This window comes from Octadecabacter ascidiaceicola (genome assembly GCF_900185015.1).
GTDB classification, from domain to species: Bacteria; Pseudomonadota; Alphaproteobacteria; order Rhodobacterales; family Rhodobacteraceae; genus Octadecabacter; species Octadecabacter ascidiaceicola.
Window position 1 is genome coordinate 24,667 of sequence record NZ_FXYD01000003.1, and the last position, 16,813, is coordinate 41,479.

Below are 16,813 nucleotides of genomic sequence, written 5' to 3' on the forward strand. Positions count from 1 at the left end.
TTACACATGTTGAGAAGAACACTATTGGCGAGCGCTGCTGCTGCCACGTTCGTTGGTACAAGCCTCGGCGCGCAAGACGTCACAAAAGTCGGTTTCGTATACGTTGGCCCAGTCGGTGACGGCGGTTGGACGTATGAGCACAACCAAGGCCGTTTGGCGGTTGAAGCAGAATTTGGCGACGCGGTTGAGACTGTGTTCGTTGAAAGCGTTCCAGAAGGCCCAGACGCAGAACGCGTGATGACACAGATGGCGCTTGAGGGTGCTGACCTGATCTTCACAACGTCCTTTGGCTACATGGACCCGACAATCAACGTTGCGGCTCAGTTCCCAGACGTTCGTTTTGAGCACGCGACAGGCTACAAGCAGGCGGACAACGTTTCTGTTTATTCAGCACGTTTCTACGAAGGCCGCGCAGTTCAGGGCCACATCGCGGGTCAGATCACTGAATCCAACGTGATCGGCTACATCGCGTCCTTCCCGATCCCGGAAGTTATCCGTGGCATCAACTCTGCCTACTTGCACGCCAAGGAAGTGAACCCAGACGTCGAGTTCAAGATCATCTGGGCCTACACATGGTTCGACCCAGCAAAAGAAGCTGAAGCGGCTAATGTTCTGATCGAACAAGGCGCGGACGTGATCTTGCAGCATACTGACTCCACAGCTCCACAGGCTGCGGCACAGGCGGCTGGCAACGTTTACACATTCGGCCAAGCGTCAGACATGTCCGAGTTCGGCCCAATGCCGCGCGTTTCCTCCATCATCGATGACTGGGCACCGTACTACATTGCCCGCACACAGGCTGTTATGGACGGCACATGGGAAAGCACATCCACGTGGGATGGCATCGGTGCTGGCATGGTTGGCATCGGTGAAATCTCTGACGCGATCCCTGCGGAAGTGAAAGCATCTGCTGAAGACATGGTCGCGCGTTTGGCGTCTGGTGAATACCACGCGTTCACTGGCCCGATTAACAAACAAGACGGTTCTGCATGGTTGGCTGAAGGCGAAACAGCGCAGGATTACACAGACGATGGTTTGGCCGGCATGAACTTCTATGTTGAAGGTCTGACCGGTGAGATCCCGCAATAAGCGATAGTTCGAATTGACGAAAGGCCCGCCAGAGATGGCGGGCCTTTTGCGTTTGAAGGGCAGGCAAGAAAAAGCCTCGCAAAACGCGCGAGGCTTTCTCAATGGAATTGAGAATGTTGACGAGAAAACCCTCTCAACCAACAAACACGACTTCGAACAGATCCCTCCAGACCCATATTCGCCTATCGCCAGCCCTCCGTTAAAATGATCGCGAATGATCGCACGGCCCATTTGTGCTGCACTGGCCAAGCCAGAAATCGTCCAATAAACATCGGAAAATGTCATCAAATATAGAGCAACGATCGATTTGTTGCGGATCAACCCCGACTTGGCGACCGTCGAAATCAGGTCCAATCCAACCAGCTCAATCCTATGTCGTCGCACCGCTTCGTCGAAGTTCACGGCATGCCTTAACCCTACACAGTTTGAGCCAGTTGACGTTGACGTAAACCCACATACATCACAAGACCAAATGGCGATTGTCGCGATGCGCGACTAAGTCTTTGCACCTAATAGTTAAACGTTTCCCCAAAACCTCCACTTCCCTCCCCTCGCACCCTCCCCTAAGCTCGCGAAAAATTCTAAGGAACGTAAAATGCCATATCGCGGTGCAGGTGGAACGAACGGCGGGGAAGGTAGCTTTCTGATCGGGATTATCATGATGATTGCAGGGGGGTATTTGCTCCTGAAAGGGATCATGGTGCGGCCGCAATTCGGGTTCGGTAATCAAATGTTCGCTGTGGGTGGCTTTCCCGTCACAACAGGGCTGGTTCTGGTCCCTTTCGCATTCGGCGTTGGCATGATCTTTTACAACAGCCGGAATTGGATTGGCTGGGTTCTGGCGCTGGGGTCTGTCCTTGCGCTGGTTGTCGGGGTGATTGCATCTATCAACTTCACCTTGGTGCGGATGAGCGCGTTTGATTTGCTGATGATCATGATCTTGTTGATCGGTGGTATCGGGCTGTTTTTACGTTCGCTTCGGGGGCGCTGAGGTATGATTGATTTTCTGGTTATTGGCGGCGGCATTGCTGGCACGTCTGTCGGTGCGCGGTTGTCCCACCATGGGCATGTTGTTGTTTTGGAACGTGAAAGCGCGCTGGCGTATCACGCATCGGGGCGCTCTGCCGCGTTGTTTGAGGAAAGCTACGGGTTGGCGTCGACCGTTGCGTTGAATGAAGCCAGTCGCGACTATCACTTCGAGGCGAATGGCGGCGTGACCAGCCCGCGTGGGTTGATGTTGGTTGGGACGGCCGACGACAAAGACACGTTTGAAGCGGATTTGGCGGGGATGCATCTGGACACTATCAGCGTTTCAGAGGCGCGCGCGATGCTGCCGATCCTGAACGATACGGTAACGCGGGCTGGCTATGACGCGGATGCGTGGGATCTGGACACGGACCGTCTCGTGCAGAACTTTGCGAGCGAAGTGCGAGGGAATGGCGGCGAAGTACGAAGCTCGGCTGAAGTTTCAGCCGTGACCCGCACTTCGGCAGGCTGGGACGTTCGCGTTGGAGAAGACGTTTTGAACGCCCGCGTTGTCGTAAACGCCGCTGGCGCATGGGTGGATGTGGTCGCTGAAATGGCTGGTATTGCGCCGCTTGGTGTCACGCCATTGCGCCGGTCTATGGCCCGCATCCCTGCCCCCGGTGGGCATGACGTTTCAGACTGGCCGATGCTGTTTGGCCCCGGTGAAGATTGGTACGCAAAGCCTGACGCAGGTGCGCTGATTGTGTCGCCTGCCGAAGAGGTTTTCATGCCACCGATGGATGCTTGGGCGGATGATATGATGCTAGCGGAAGGTTTGGCGCGGTATGAGGCGCATGTGACGGAACCCGTAACGCGATTGCTTTCCAATTGGGCAGGACTGCGCACCTTTGCGCCAGATCGCAATCTGGTTTTGGGGCCGGACAAGGCTGATCCGTCATTTGTTTGGATGGCGGGACAAGGTGGTTATGGTTTTCAGACCGCACCCGCGGCGAGTCAATTGGCCGCCGATCTAGCAGTTGGAAACACACCGCAAATCGCAGCGGATATGGTCGCGAAGCTGTCCCCTGCCCGTTTCGTTTAGGCGACGGCGACCATCAGTTCCCAAGATCGCAATGTCATGTAGCCCAAATCGCATTCGCCCTCAGGCATAATCGACTCAATTGGAACGCCTTCTGCGAACAAGATGTGCTGTTCGGCCAGTGAAATCTGAATGTAGCTAACGGGAATTTTTGCGCGGACCACTTTCACGTTCGGGTGGCTCACGGCGAGGGACTTTGCCCGAACCAGCACCGCGTCCGCCCCAAACATTAAAGGGACGCGGATGTGTTCAAACAAAACGCGGTGCTGCGGCCCGACGTTTAGGTCAGAATGTGGAAGACCAAACCCAAGTGCGCCCTGCGCGATACAAACTGGGAAATGATTGCGTTCACTCGGTGCCGCAAATGCTTCACGGATGTTGGCAATTGGCTGTGGGCCATGATCGCGGGTTTCAACCATATCACCGATCTGCAAATCACGCGCTGCACGTTGCCCTGTGGGGGTTAAAATGCGGGTCTGTGGTGTGATGCCAAACGCTGCAATCCATGGGGCAAGCGCCTGTAGCTCTGGTTGAAATCTCATATCTGCTCTTTCCGATGTCGTTCCTCGGTTTAAACAATTTCTAATGTAGCAAACTGGCGCCATCGTGACGCAATTGAGGCAAGTGTTGTCAGTTTTACCTGTACTTTTGGACAGTTCGTTTTAAATGTTCGACGCTAGACCGTTCACGTTGACCCCACGAGAGAGACGCGCAAAAGTACCCCATGCTGAGTGAATCTGACCCTAATTTTCAAGCAATTAGCGCGATGCTGCGTGAGTTCTCGGATGCGATGGGTTTTCATGGTCTCCCAAAGGTTACGCGCATTTTCACCTCTCCGGTTTTGCCATTGGAACGTCAAGTTTTGCGAGTCGCCTTGGGCAATGACCTCTATGCGATGAAGATTGACTTCACATCTGATGTCACCGCGAGACTGGCGAAAGAATTTGATGGCTTGAAACAACTGAACGCGCATTTTCAGACCTACGAAAAACTGGGAACAGCGACGCCGATTTACCTATCCAAGGCGGGCACGTTCTTTGCCATGGATTTTCTTGCTTTTTTGACAGCTGGGCAAAGGTTGCAGCAATCACAGCAACTGCAAACAACCCGACAGGTCTACCGCCGTGCAGGGCTTTGGCTGACCGCAATGCACGAGTTTAAAGAGCCGAAACAGGGAAAGTTTGACGGCAAATGGATGGTGCATGAGATCAACGCACGGATCGAAGACGGTCAGATGGAAGCGCCATTAGCGAACGTGGAACGGATGCGTGATATCCTGCGCGAGGAGATCGTTGACGTTCACCACACAAAGAGCACCCGCGCCTGGAGCCACGGGGATTTTCACAGTGAAAACATAATGATGGCCCCCGGAATGACGTATGCCTTTGATCTAACCGAGGCACGCATGAAAATGGCGCTATACGATACTGTGGATTTTCTAAAGGTTGATATCTACCGACAGGTGCCCGGTGAAGAAATCGACCGATCCGGTATTATCGCCAAACACCGCGAGATGTTTTTCAAAGGCTACAAGCACGCGATCAAACCCAAGCTGTTTGACGTCGCGATGCGGGGACGGCTGTTGATTGACTGGGCCTCGATTGAAAGGTCCAGCTACGCCAAAAACGAAAGCCAGCAGTTGCAGTTTTTGCGGTTGAAGCAGCGTTTGGATATTGCGTTTAAAGCTTAGCCCACAGGGGCTAAGCTCCGTCAGCGTTTTTGCGAATGGTTTCGTTTTTCGGATCATAGGGGCTGTCTTCGACAACCACTGCGTCCCACAATTCACGGAACATGCGCACCTTTACCTTCGTGCCGACCTCGCACAGTTCCGGCGGCAGGTAGCCCATACCGATGGATTTGTTGAAGGCCACGGAATAGCCGCCCGAGGTTAGACGCCCGACCTTTTGGCCGTCATGGATCAGCGCTTCGCGGCCCCATGGGTCTGCGTCGGCGGGCCCGTCAATCAGCAGCGTGACGCATTTTGAACGGATGCCGATTTTCTGCATCGCTTCTTTGCCGTGGAAGTCCTTTTCGAGGTCCACAAAGCGCGGCAAGTCGGCCTCAAGCGGGGTCGCATCACGGCCCAGTTCGGTGCCGAAGGCGCGGTAGGATTTTTCCTGACGCAGCCAGTTTTGCGCCCGTGCACCGACCAGTTTCATGCCGTGCGGTTCACCCGCTTTTTCAAGCAAATCAAACAGATAGTTCTGCATTTCCATCGGGTGGTGCAGTTCCCAGCCGAGTTCACCGGTGTAGGCCACGCGGATGGCGTTGACCGGACACATGCCCAGTTCAATCTGCTTGGCAGACAACCACGGGAAGTTTTTGTTGTGTAGCGCCGTTTCTGGATTTGCGTCATTGATGACCGCGTTCAACACGTCACGGGATTTCGGGCCCGCGATGGCGAAGACGCCCCATTGGGTGGTGACGTTCTGGCAGTCGATGCGGCCAAATTCGGGTTCTTTGTCCTCGATCGCTTTGCGCAGGAAGTCGGCGTCATAGTCCGTCCATGCGCCCGCAGAGACGAGGTAATAGCTGTCCTCGCCCGTGCGCACGATGGTGTATTCGGTGCGTGTGGTGCCGTGGGACGTAAGTGCGTAGGTCAGGTTGATGCGGCCGATTTTCGGGAGTTTGTTGGTGGTGAACCAGTCAAGAAACGCGGTCGCGCCGGGGCCCTTTACGACATGTTTGGTGAAGGCTGTGGCGTCGATTAGGCCGACGCCTTCGCGGATAGCTTTGGCTTCATCCACGGCATGTTGCCACCATGCGCCGCGGCGGAAGGAGCGGCTGTCGTGATCGAAATTGTCAGGCGCATCCAGCGGGCCGAAGTAGTTCGGGCGTTCCCAGCCGTTGACGAACCCGAACTGTGCGCCGCGTGCTTTTTGGCGATCATATGCGGGGGCCGTGCGCAAGGGGCGACAAGCGGGGCGTTCCTCGTCTGGGTGGTGCAGGGTGTAGACGTGGTCGTAGCATTCCTCGTTTTTGCGGGCGGCAAACTCGGTGGTCATCCAGTCGCCGTAGCGTTTGGGATCGAGGCTTGCCATGTCGATTTCGGCTTCGCCGTCCACCATCATCTGCGCGAGGTAGTAGCCTGTACCGCCAGCAGCGGTGATGCCGAATGAGAACCCTTCGGCGAGCCACATGTTACGCAATCCCGGCACAGGGCCGACCAGCGGGTTGCCGTCTGGGGTGTAGCAAATCGGGCCGTTGAAATCGTCCTTCAGCCCGCTTTCTTCGCAGGATGGGACACGGTGGATCATCGCCATGTATTGTTCTTCGATGCGTTCCAGATCGAGCTGGAACAGATCGGCACGGAAGCTGTCTGGCACGCCGTGTTCAAACACTGCAGGCGCGTTCTTTTCATAGACGCCGAGGATCCAGCCCCCGCGTTCTTCGCGCACGTAGGATTGGGCGTCGGCGTCACGGACAACGGGGTGTTCAACACCACCGTTTGCGCGAAATTCGACCAGCGCAGGATCTTGATCCATAACGATAAACTGGTGTTCAACAGGGATCGCGGGCATCTTGATGCCGAGCATTTTCGCGGTGCGTTGGGCGTGGTTGCCGGATGCGGTGACAACGTGTTCGGCGGTGATAACGATTTGTTCGTCGGACGACACAAGATTGCCGCCCTTTTCGACCATCTTGGTGCAGGTGACTTCCCAAGCAGAGCCGTTCCAGTTGAACGCGTCGGCCTGCCATTTGCGCACGACTTCAACGCCGCGTTGACGCGCGCCCTTGGCCATCGCCATGGTGACGTCGGCTGGGTTAATGTAGCCGTCTTCTGTGTGGTAGATCGCTCCTTCGAGGTCTTCGGTGTTGATCAGGGGCCAGCGTTCTTTGATCTGTTCGGGTGTCAGCCATTCAAATGGCACATCGCAGGTTTCAGCCGTGGACGCATAAAGCATGTATTCTTCCATGCGTTCCTTGGTTTGGGCCATGCGCAGGTTGCCGACGACAGCGAAGCCAGCGTTCAGGCCTGTCTCGGCCTCAAGTTCTTTGTAAAAGTCGACCGAGTATTTGTGGATGTGGGTCGTCGCGTAGGACATGTTGAACAACGGCAGCAAGCCCGCTGCGTGCCATGTGGACCCTGACGTAAGTTCGTCGCGTTCCAGCAACATCACATCATCCCAACCTGCCTTGGCGAGGTGATATGCGATTGACGTTCCGACGGCACCGCCGCCAACAACCAAGGCTTTTACTGTAGTTTTCATCCGTGCGACTCCCTAGCGGTACTTGCACGTAATTTGGCGCAATTACGCGGGCTTCGCCAAGCTTCGCCGACTCCAAACGCACCAAAACCGACCATGTGCTAAAAATCATGAGAAAAAGGCAGGAACCGATCCCATCTTCAACGACGGCCATGCACCGTCAAAACAGCCTACTTTCGCCCACATTCCCTTAACGTAAGCTATTTTCAACTTTGGCAAGAACGTGAAGTATTATCAAAAGGTTAACGAGTGCGGTAATTTTGCGACAGGCGGTAATATGGGTGCAGTTCCCCCTAGGAGAATGAACAGACTGCGCCTATGTTGACGTCAGAGTAACGTGAGAGAGCCGTGTTAAGCGGCCCCACGAGGAGAGCAGTAATGACACGTATTTCACTAACAGCGCTTGGCGCTGCGATGGTTCTTGGGGCATGTACACCGCCCGAATTCGCTTCACGGATGGATACCAGCGATACGCTGTATTCAGGCTTTGAAGCAGCTGAAAGCTATACACCGCGCCCAGTCGGTACGCGTTCGGAAAATGATTTCATGCGTTTTTCAACCATGAGCCTTGTACGTTAACACCTTATTTTACGGGTAGTGCCGCACACTTCTTGAGGTGCGGGAAACCCGACTCGACTTATGTCAGTGCATAATTGACCTTAGGGAAACCAAAGGGAGTATAGTTATGCGTAATATGGATCTGATGGACGCCGCCGAACTTGTCGCCAACAGCTATCGGGGCAAATCCCACCTGCCCCCTGTTCGTACAACCGTTCGCGAGGGTCACGTTGAGGCTTACCTGTTATCAAACAACACATTGGTCATTCCAGGAACGAACGATACCGAAGATTGGACCAAGTCAAATCTTGTAATCGGGAAGCAGAAAGTTTCTTGGAAGTTGAAAGGCAAGGCAGGTGGGAATGCGATTTGGCATAGGGGCTTTGCTGGGCATGCGGCGACCATCTCCAATAAACTTGGAAGCGCGAGGCCAACATTCATCGTCGGCCATTCTTTAGGCGCGGCGGCTGCTCAGATTCTTGGCTGTATTTACGGCGTTCCCGCAATTGGGTTTGCCTCACCGATGCCACGGCAAGGATCCCGCAAACTGTCGAGCGAACACCTCGTGTTGAACGTGGTGCGCAACGATGATCCTGTGGGGCGATTGCCCCCGAAGGGCCTTGGGTACCGACGCGTTGGAAACACCGAGGTCATGCATCCCGTGAAAAAAGAGAAAGGGCTGCGGCACGCGATGGAGCACTACATCGATCTGATGAAGATTGAGCGGCGTGCGGGGAAAATCGTTAAAAGCTGGCCGCGATAGTTACAGCATTGCCGGAACGACGAGATCAGGCGGGCGGTGGCCGTCGTCGAATGTTTTGATGTTCAGCAGGACTTTCTCGCCCATCTCAACGCGCCCCTCGACTGTGGCAGAACCCATGTGAGGGAGCAGCACGACGTTCTTCAGCTCGCGCAAACGCGGGTTAATGTCTGTGCCGTTCTCGTAAACATCCAAACCAGCGCCCGCGATTTCACTGGCGCGCAACATGCGGGTTAGGGCGTTCTCGTCGATCACTTCGCCGCGGGCTGTGTTCACGATGACTGCATCCGGTTTCATCAGTTTCAAACGGCGTGCGTTCATCAGGTGGAACGTCGCGGGCGTATGCGGGCAGTTGATGGATATGATGTCCATGCGGGCGACCATTTGGTCGAGGCTGTCCCACCATGTCGCGTCCAGATCGCCCTCGACCTCGGGGCGCAGGCGGCGGCGGTTGTTGTAGTGGATTTGCATTCCGAACGCGCGGGCACGTCTGGCGACGGCTTGCCCGATACGCCCCATGCCCAAGATCCCCAGCCGGCGGCCCGCAATGCGCCCGCCCAACATGGCCGTTGGCGCCCAGCCGTCCCAGTCGCCAGTCTGCATCAGCGCGAGGCCTTCGGGAATGCGGCGTGTGACCGACAAAATCAACGCCATCGTCATGTCGGCGGTGTCTTCGGTAACAACGCCCGGTGTGTTGGACACCAAGACCCCCCGTTGGCGTGCGGTTTGCACATCGATGTGGTCCACCCCTGCCCCGTAGTTCGCAATAAGTTTCAGCCGATCCCCCGCCTGCCCGAGAACCTGTGCATTGATTTCATCGGTAACCGTCGGGACCAGTACATCGCAGGTCTGCATCGCCGAAATCAGCTCTGCCGTGGTCATCGGCGTGTCATCGTCGCGCAGGGTCACGTCGAACAATTCGCGCATCCGCGTCTCAACTGCATCGGGCAACCGTCGCGTGACGGTAACACTTAGACGTTTGCTTGGCATGATGGTGTCCCTTTGCTTGCCCTACGGGGCGGTTATTGCCAAGTTGCCCTCAAAGGTCCGGTGGCACAAGAACCACCATATAAATTCAGGGCCAGACGAGAGCAGAGATTATGATTTTTACACGTACAGTTTGTCTGGCGATCGCGATGGCGTTTGGTGCGCCTGTTGTTGCACAAGAAGCGGCCCCCGAAACCGTGACGCCGATTACCGCCGTTCAAGGTGAACGTGGGCCGGTGACAAACTTGCCGATGCCGCGTTTTGTGTCGCTGAAGGCCAATGAGGCGAACGTGCGCCGTGGTCCTTCGCTTTCCCACCGGATTGACTGGGTCTTTCAACGCCGTGACATGCCGCTGCGTGTTGTGGGCGAATACGGCCACTGGCGCCGTGTTGTAGACCGTGAAGGTATGGGTGGCTGGGTGCATTATTCCCTGCTGTCGGGCAACCGCACGGTTATTGTTGATCGCGATCTTTTGGTCCTGCGTGGGCAGCCTGTCGCGGATTCTGCCGAGATTGCCATATTGGAGCTTGGTGTGATTGCTGACCTTGGCGAATGCAGTGCGGACTGGTGCCGCCTGCGGGCGGACGGATACCGTGGTTGGGCGCCGAAAACCGCGCTGTTTGGCGTCGCACCGGACGAGTTGCGCGACTAGCCAATCGGCCCTGCGGGGCTTGAGTATTTAAGAGCCAAAGAAAGAGATGGGACGCGCCTTAGTTTGCTAGGCCGCGCCCTTTTAGCAATGCAGTTGCGTCTGGCATGGACCCTCGGAATTTTTGGTAGAGGACGGCGGCGTCTTCTGATCCGCCAGCGGATAGAATGTGTTTTTCCAGCTTCGCGGCCATGGCGGGGTCGAATGGGCCGCCGTTTTCCTCAAACGCTTGGAAGGCGTCAGCGTCCATGACTTCGGACCACATGTAGCTGTAATAGCCGCTTGAATACCCGTCGCCCGCGAACACATGGGCGAAGTGCGGTGTGGCGTGGCGCATGCGGATTGCGTGGGGCATGCCGAGGCTTTCAAGGACTTCGGCCTGCTTTTGCATCGGATCGGCGGGGGCATCTTCGGTTTCGTGGAACGCCAGATCGACCATCGCGGAGGCGACATATTCGACGGTGGAAAAGCCCATGTCGTAGGTTGCAGCCCCAAGCATCCGGTCCAGCAGATCGCGCGGCATGGGTTCGCCCGTTTCGGCATGGGTGGCGAATTTCTCAAGAACGTCAGGGACTTCGAGCCAGTGTTCGTAAAGCTGGCTGGGAAGTTCGACGAAATCACGCGGCACTGAGGTGCCTGAAATCAGCTCGTACGTCACATCGGATAGCATCTGGTGCAGGGCGTGGCCGAATTCGTGGAATAGGGTGCGGGCGTCGTCGTATGACAGCAAGGCGGGCGCGTCTTTCGGCGGTTTGGCGAAGTTGCACACGTTGATCACATGAGGGCGGATGTCGCCCGCCAGTTTCTGTTGGCTACGCATTGCTGAACACCACGCGCCGGAGCGTTTGGAGCCGCGTGCGAAGTAATCCCCGATGAAAACCGCCACGTGTTCGCCGTTGCGTGTAACATCCCAAGCGCGGCAGTCTTCGTGGTAGAGCGGCGCGTCGATGGGCGCAAATTCCAGACCGAACAGCCTGTTTGAACAGTCAAATGCTGCTTCGATCATGCGGTCCAATTGCAGGTAGGGTTTGAGCTCTGCCTCATTGAGGTCGTGTTCGGCGGCGCGGCGCTTTTCGCTGTAATAGCGCCAATCCCACGGTTCCAGCGGGCCGGTTTCGCCATCATTGTGCATTGTGGCTTGTAGGACTTGCGCGTCCGCTTCGGCAGCGGATTTGGCGGGTTCCCAGACTTGCATCAAAAGCGCACGCACGGCGCCTGGTGTTTTCGCCATTTCGGTTTCGAGTTTGTAGTCGGCGAAGCTGTCATACCCGAGCAGGTTCGCGCGTTCGGCGCGTAAGGCGAGGATTTCAGCGGCCAAGGCGCGGTTGTCAGTTTCACCACCGTTTGCGCCACGGGCTGTCCATGCTTCATAGGCTTTTTCGCGCAGGTCGCGTCGCAGCGAGAACTGTAAGAACGGCACGATCAAGGAGCGTGAGAGGGTAACAACGGGGCCGCCAGCGTCTTTGTCTTCGCCAGCCGCTGTTGCCGCTTGGATCACAAAGTCAGGCAGGCCTGCCATGTCATCAAGGGGCATGAACCAACTGCGCTCATCCGCCAAAAGGTTTTGTGTGAATTGGGTTCCAAGCACGCTAAGGCGTTGCTTTACCTCGGCCAAGCGGTCAGCGGCGTAGCCCGTCAGTTCCGCGCCAGAGCGCACGAAGTTGCGGTGGACCAGCATCAAGACGCGGTGTTGTTCGTCGTTCAGATCAAGGCTCTCGCGGGTTTCCCAAAGCTTTTCGATCCGCGCGAACAGATCGGCGTTGGCGGTGATTTCTGACGAATATGCGGACAGCATTGGCGAGAAGTCCCGCATCAGGCCTTCGCGGACCTCGTTGCTGTCAGCCCCCGCCAAGGCGAAGAAGGGTGAAAGTACCTTTTCAAGAGGCGCATCAGCGAGGGACAGGGATTCGATCGTGTTGGCGAAAGTCGGTTCGGAGCCATCACAGATTGCGGCGATTGCGACGCGCGCTTCTTCCAAGGCTTCCTCAAGGGCGGGGGCGAAATGAGCGTCTTCGATCAGATCGAAGGGTGGCAATTCAAACGGTGTGTTCCAAGGCGCACGCAACGGATTTGTCATGAAAGTCTCCTTTGTTGCCAACCTAGGCAGCTGTTGGGGAAGGTGCCACCGCCAACTTAATGGTCCGGTGTTTTCTGCCGAAGATGCCGTTCCAGACGGCGCAAGGCGAGGCTCAGTCCGATGGTCATCGTTAGATAGATCAGCGCGACGACATTATAGGTTTCAAAATAACGGAAGTTGCCTGCCGCGGTGACCTTGCCAGCCTGCGTGACGTCCAAAACACCCAATACGGAAACAAGCGAACTATCCTTCACCATCGCAATGAAATCATTGCCCAAAGGAGGAAGGATACGGCGAAAGGCTTGTGGGAATATGATGTGACGAAAGCGGTGCCATTTACCAAGGCCTAAAGCCTCTGCCGCTTCGATCTGTCCCTTATCGACGCTTTGAAGTCCGGCGCGAAAGACCTCGGCGATGAATGCGGAATACCCGATTGTCAGGGCAATTACAGCGCGCCAAAGCATGCTGAAATCGCGGTTGCGGATGGGATCAAAACCCAGCCCTTCGATGACCAAATTGAAGCCGGCCACAAGAAGCGGGGCCAGCACAAAGGCCACGTATAAAAGGAGCACAATAATTGGCACGCCGCGCACGACTTCGATGTAAAGCCGGGCGGTTTGGCGTACGACGATCCATCGCGACATGGACATCAGCGCGAGGCCAAGGCCGATGCTGGCTGCCAAAGCGAACCCAATGATCGTGACGAATAGCGTTATTTTTATGCCCTTTGATAGGGTTCTCAGAACGTCTGAATACAGATCATCCGCGACCACCTGCCAAAACAAATAGCCGCCCACCGCCAAAACGATGAGCAGCCAATACGGGAAATCCCGATCTTGCTGGGGCGTTATCACGCCGCCTTACTCGCCAAGTTTATAGTCCAGGAACCAGCGCACATTCAGCGCCTCAATGGTGCCGTCCCCCTGCATGTCAGCGATTGCCGCGTTGATCGGCTCAACAAGGTCGGAACCTTGCGGGAAGATGAAGCCGAAGTCTTCAGTGCCAAGCTTCTCTCCGACGATTTTCAGCCCGCCATCTGAGGCGTCAACATAACCGTTGGCAGCTGTACCATCCGTCAACACAAGGTCGACGTCCCCGTTTCGAAGGGCAGCAACCCCCGCACCGAAGGTTTCAAAAAGCTGAATGCGCGGGTTGGCCTCATCTGCATCAAGCACATCGTACACAGCGACGTAAAACGGCGTGGTGCCCGGCTGTGCGGCGACAAGCAGGTCATCATCAGCGGCAAAGCCGGCGGCGTCCGCAAAGCGTTCCTCGTCACTGCGTACAAGCATCACCATTTCAGACGTCATGTAAGTGTCTGAAAAATCGACGATTTCGGCGCGATCTTCGCGAATAGTGATACCGGTCATGCCCATATCGAATTGGCCTTCGGAGACCGCAGGGATCATCGCGTCCCAGCTGATGTTTTCGTAAGTGATCGTCGCGTTCAGGCGCTCCGCGACTTCGGCCATGGCGTCATATTCCCAACCAACGGCATTGCCGTCGCCATCGATGAACTGAAGCGGCGGATAGGCGTTTTCCGTAACAACGACAATTTCGCGACCTTCAAGGTTCGGCAAATGCCCATCGGCCAGCGCGGTTGTGGCGAATAGGGCGGTGGTAATAGCGATCAATTGTGTCTTCATGGCAGTCTCCCTCAGGTTGGATTGGGTCGAGTATGGCGCAGCAGGCTATGGTGGCAAGCATTAGCCACAAATCAAACAATCTGTGCGCGGCTTTATCGTGATAATGCGCGTTTCGGCGTAAAGTGCATCGTAGATCAGCAAGCGTCCGCGCAAGCCCTCGCCCGCAACTGTTAAGGACTTAACGGCCTCGACAGCCATCATTGCACCAAGCACGCCAGGCAGCGGACCGAGCACGCCGCCTTCTGCGCAACTTGGCACCAGCGATGGGTCGGGACGCTCTGGAAAAATGCATTGATAACATGGCGTACCAGCATGTGGGACGTATTCACTGATCTGCCCTTCCCACTGGGTTAAAGCAGCTGAAATCAGCGGTTTTTGTGCTTTAACGCAGACCTCATTTACCAAATAGCGTGTCTCGAAGTTATCCGTACCATCGAGCACGAGATCATATTCCGCGACCAATTCTGATGCGATCTCTCGGGTCAGTCGACGCTGATATGGTTTTACGGTGACATTGCTATTTAGCGCGCGCATGGCCTCAGCCGCGGATTGCACCTTTGGCTTGCCGATACTCGGTTCGGTATGAATGACTTGTCGCTGGAGGTTGGAGTTATCGACCACGTCGTCGTCAATAACGCCGATCGTGCCGACACCAGCAGCGGCAAGATATTGCAGCGCCGGTGCGCCCAAGCCCCCCGCACCGACGACCAATACAGAAGCATCCTTCAACGCCTTCTGCCCTGCCCCGCCGATTTCGCGCAGCACGATATGGCGGGCATATCTGGTGAGTTCGGAATCGGTAAACGGTCCTTCGTCGCTGTTCGCTTGGATACTGTCATTCGTCACGGGGCCGGAGCGCGCGCGCAACGCTGATAGCAAATTCGAATACCCAAAGACCACCAATCCAGCAAAAACAGCAAATATCCACACTTCAGGTTCATCACCCGTGTTACGCCTGATCGGATGACCATCCGGCAAAACAAAGTGCAGAACGATCACGACGGCAAGCAATACTGCGATCATTGCAAAGCGGTAGGATCGTGGCAGTTTCATCGCCAACCCGATGCCCCAAAGGGCCGCTGCGAGACCGATAACAATCATCATCGCGTGACCACCTATGTCGTTCCGGTTGAGCCGAACCCGCCTGTGCCACGCGCGGTTTCATCGACTTGTCCAACCTCAAACACGCCCTGCACCACGGGCGCGACAACCATCTGCGCAATCCGCATGCCGTGGGTGATTTCGAAAGGCTCATCGCCACCATTTTGCACGATCACACCAAGAGGGCCACGATAATCGCTGTCGATGGTGCCGGGGCTGTTGGGCAGCGTGATCCCGTGTTTCAACGCGAGGCCAGAACGCGGTCTGATTTGCACTTCATACCCGTCTGGGATGGCCAAACGTAGGCCCGTTGGCACCAGCGTTCGTGCGCCCAGGGCAAGGGTAACACCCTGACAATCAGCGAAATTTGCTTTTAGATCAGCGCCAGCAGCGCCGGACGTTTCATATGTTGGCAGGCCGAGCGTTTCGTCTGCGCCATCAAGCCATTCAAAGCGGATTGTCACCATCAGCCCAATGCCTCGGCGATTTTTTCAGCTAAGCGTTGCGCGACCTGATCCTTGCCCATGCGTGGCCAGTTTTCTGCGCCATCTTCTGAGATCAAGGTAACATCATTCTCGGATCCACCCATAATGCCCGTGCTGGGCGACACATCATTCGCCACAATCCAATCGCAGCCCTTGCGCTTACGCTTTGCGGTCGCGTTTTCGATGACGTTTTGTGTTTCCGCCGCGAACCCAACGACGAGCTTTGGCTTTTGCTTCCCCGCACAAACGGAGGCCAAAATGTCTGGGTTCTCAGCGAACTCTAAAACAGGTAACCCATTGCCATCTTTCTTTATTTTCTGATCGGCAGCGTTCGCCACGCGCCAATCTGCGACCGCGGCGGCAAATATTGCGGCGTCGGCCGGCAGCGCTGAATTGACCGCCTCAAGCATCTGGTCTGCCGTTTGGACTTCAACCAAATCGACACCCATCGGGGCCGCCTTATCCGCAGGACCAGTCACGAAAGTCACCTGCGCACCAAGGCTGAGCAATGCGCGCGCGATCGAGGTACCCTGAGCGCCGGACGAGCGGTTCGCGATGTAGCGAACAGGGTCGATTGGTTCATGTGTCGGGCCAGAGGTTACCAAAATATGCCGCCCCTTAAGGGGGCCGTCGTTCACGGCCGTTTCAACCGCGCCTACGATTTCCAGTGGCTCAGCCATTCGGCCAAAGCCAAATTCACCACAGGCCATATCACCCTCATTAGGGCCACATATCAAAATACCATCTTCAAGAAGGATTTTCAGATTTCGCTGGGTCGCAGCATGTTCCCACATACGTACGTTCATGGACGGCGCTATCAGCACGCGTTTGTCCGTCGCCATCAGCAAGGTCGAGGCAAGATCGTTCGCCAAACCAGCGGCCATCTTTGCCATCAAATCAGCCGTTGCGGGGGCAACGACGACCAAGTCAGCGGCGCGGCTTAACTCAATGTGGCCCATTTCGGCCTCATCGTTCAGATCGAACAGGTCTTGGTAAACCTTTTCGCCCGCCAAAGCGGAAACGCTAAGTGGCGTTACGAACTCGGTTGCCGCATTGGTCAAAACCGGAGTCACGGAATGCCCGCGTTCGCGCAACCTGCGGATCAGGTCGAGCGATTTAAATGCCGCGATACCGCCGCCGATGATCAACAGAATTTTCTTGCCAGCCATACGCTTGCCCTCTCATTA

Annotated in this window: 16 protein-coding genes; 7 read left to right on the plus strand and 9 right to left on the minus strand. The window is 56.0% G+C overall.

The features are described from left to right. The first annotated feature begins 6 nt into the window (after positions 1 to 6). The 3 genes from OCA8868_RS08870 (at position 7) to OCA8868_RS08880 (ending at position 3,157) form a co-directional block, all read left to right on the plus strand. A complete protein-coding gene (locus OCA8868_RS08870) occupies positions 7 to 1,089 on the plus strand; it encodes a BMP family ABC transporter substrate-binding protein (protein WP_093996239.1) in 1,083 nt (360 codons plus the stop codon). Between the two features lie 595 nt (positions 1,090 to 1,684). Continuing rightward, positions 1,685 to 2,080, plus strand: coding sequence for a hypothetical protein (locus OCA8868_RS08875; RefSeq protein ID WP_093996240.1), 396 nt, complete (start codon positions 1,685 to 1,687; stop codon positions 2,078 to 2,080). Between the two features lie 3 nt (positions 2,081 to 2,083). Further along, positions 2,084 to 3,157, plus strand: a complete 1,074-nt coding sequence (locus tag OCA8868_RS08880; RefSeq protein WP_093996241.1) for an NAD(P)/FAD-dependent oxidoreductase — start codon at positions 2,084 to 2,086, stop codon at positions 3,155 to 3,157. Here the strand turns inward: OCA8868_RS08880 and OCA8868_RS08885 are convergent. Then, positions 3,154 to 3,696: a Hint domain-containing protein gene (locus tag OCA8868_RS08885; protein ID WP_179214825.1), complete on the minus strand. Its 543-nt coding sequence runs from the start codon at positions 3,694 to 3,696 to the stop codon at positions 3,154 to 3,156. The genes OCA8868_RS08880 and OCA8868_RS08885 overlap by 4 nt on opposite strands. Before the next feature lie 182 nt (positions 3,697 to 3,878). On the opposite strand from OCA8868_RS08885, the gene OCA8868_RS08890 reads away from it, so the two are divergent. Beyond that, positions 3,879 to 4,844, plus strand: coding sequence for a phosphotransferase (locus OCA8868_RS08890; protein WP_093996243.1), 966 nt, complete (start codon positions 3,879 to 3,881; stop codon positions 4,842 to 4,844). A 10-nt stretch (positions 4,845 to 4,854) separates the two neighbouring features. Here OCA8868_RS08890 and OCA8868_RS08895 read toward each other — a convergent pair whose 3' ends face one another. Next, positions 4,855 to 7,365 carry a GcvT family protein gene (locus OCA8868_RS08895; RefSeq protein WP_093996244.1) on the minus strand — a complete coding sequence of 837 codons (2,511 nt, stop codon included), beginning with the start codon at positions 7,363 to 7,365 and terminating at the stop codon, positions 4,855 to 4,857. A gap of 375 nt (positions 7,366 to 7,740) precedes the next feature. Here OCA8868_RS08895 and OCA8868_RS16505 point away from each other — a divergent pair, with 375 nt between their 5' ends. Further along, positions 7,741 to 7,941 (plus strand): hypothetical protein, encoded by a 201-nt coding sequence (locus OCA8868_RS16505; RefSeq protein WP_143849593.1) that lies wholly within the window; start codon positions 7,741 to 7,743, stop codon positions 7,939 to 7,941. 106 nt (positions 7,942 to 8,047) lie between these two features. Next, positions 8,048 to 8,683 carry a lipase family protein gene (locus OCA8868_RS08900; protein ID WP_093996245.1) on the plus strand — a complete coding sequence of 212 codons (636 nt, stop codon included), beginning with the start codon at positions 8,048 to 8,050 and terminating at the stop codon, positions 8,681 to 8,683. Here OCA8868_RS08900 and OCA8868_RS08905 read toward each other — a convergent pair whose 3' ends face one another. After that, on the minus strand, positions 8,684 to 9,670 hold the full coding sequence (locus tag OCA8868_RS08905; protein ID WP_093996246.1) for a 2-hydroxyacid dehydrogenase: 987 nt from the start codon (positions 9,668 to 9,670) through the stop codon (positions 8,684 to 8,686). Between the two features lie 110 nt (positions 9,671 to 9,780). Between OCA8868_RS08905 and OCA8868_RS08910 the strand changes: the two genes are divergently transcribed. Further along, positions 9,781 to 10,320 (plus strand): SH3 domain-containing protein, encoded by a 540-nt coding sequence (locus OCA8868_RS08910; RefSeq protein ID WP_093996247.1) that lies wholly within the window; start codon positions 9,781 to 9,783, stop codon positions 10,318 to 10,320. A 58-nt stretch (positions 10,321 to 10,378) separates the two neighbouring features. Here OCA8868_RS08910 and OCA8868_RS08915 read toward each other — a convergent pair whose 3' ends face one another. The 6 genes from OCA8868_RS08915 to coaBC are packed head-to-tail and all read right to left on the minus strand — an operon-like array spanning position 10,379 to position 16,795. After that, positions 10,379 to 12,394 (minus strand): M3 family metallopeptidase, encoded by a 2,016-nt coding sequence (locus tag OCA8868_RS08915; RefSeq protein ID WP_093996248.1) that lies wholly within the window; start codon positions 12,392 to 12,394, stop codon positions 10,379 to 10,381. A gap of 56 nt (positions 12,395 to 12,450) precedes the next feature. Next, positions 12,451 to 13,248: an amino acid ABC transporter permease gene (locus OCA8868_RS08920; RefSeq protein WP_093996249.1), complete on the minus strand. Its 798-nt coding sequence runs from the start codon at positions 13,246 to 13,248 to the stop codon at positions 12,451 to 12,453. Positions 13,249 to 13,254: 6 nt separating this feature from the next. Further along, the gene (locus OCA8868_RS08925; RefSeq protein ID WP_093996250.1) at positions 13,255 to 14,040 is read right to left on the minus strand and encodes a transporter substrate-binding domain-containing protein; all 786 of its coding nucleotides are present in this window, start codon (positions 14,038 to 14,040) and stop codon (positions 13,255 to 13,257) included. Between the two features lie 60 nt (positions 14,041 to 14,100). Beyond that, on the minus strand, positions 14,101 to 15,144 hold the full coding sequence (locus OCA8868_RS08930) for a HesA/MoeB/ThiF family protein (protein ID WP_093996251.1): 1,044 nt from the start codon (positions 15,142 to 15,144) through the stop codon (positions 14,101 to 14,103). An 11-nt stretch (positions 15,145 to 15,155) separates the two neighbouring features. Further along, a complete protein-coding gene (gene dut, locus OCA8868_RS08935) occupies positions 15,156 to 15,608 on the minus strand; it encodes a dUTP diphosphatase (RefSeq protein WP_093996252.1) in 453 nt (150 codons plus the stop codon). After that, complete coding sequence (gene coaBC, locus OCA8868_RS08940) at positions 15,608 to 16,795, minus strand: bifunctional phosphopantothenoylcysteine decarboxylase/phosphopantothenate--cysteine ligase CoaBC (RefSeq protein WP_093996253.1); 1,188 nt, start codon at positions 16,793 to 16,795, stop codon at positions 15,608 to 15,610. The genes dut and coaBC overlap by 1 nt, the downstream gene beginning before the upstream one ends. Positions 16,796 to 16,813: the final 18 nt, after the last annotated feature.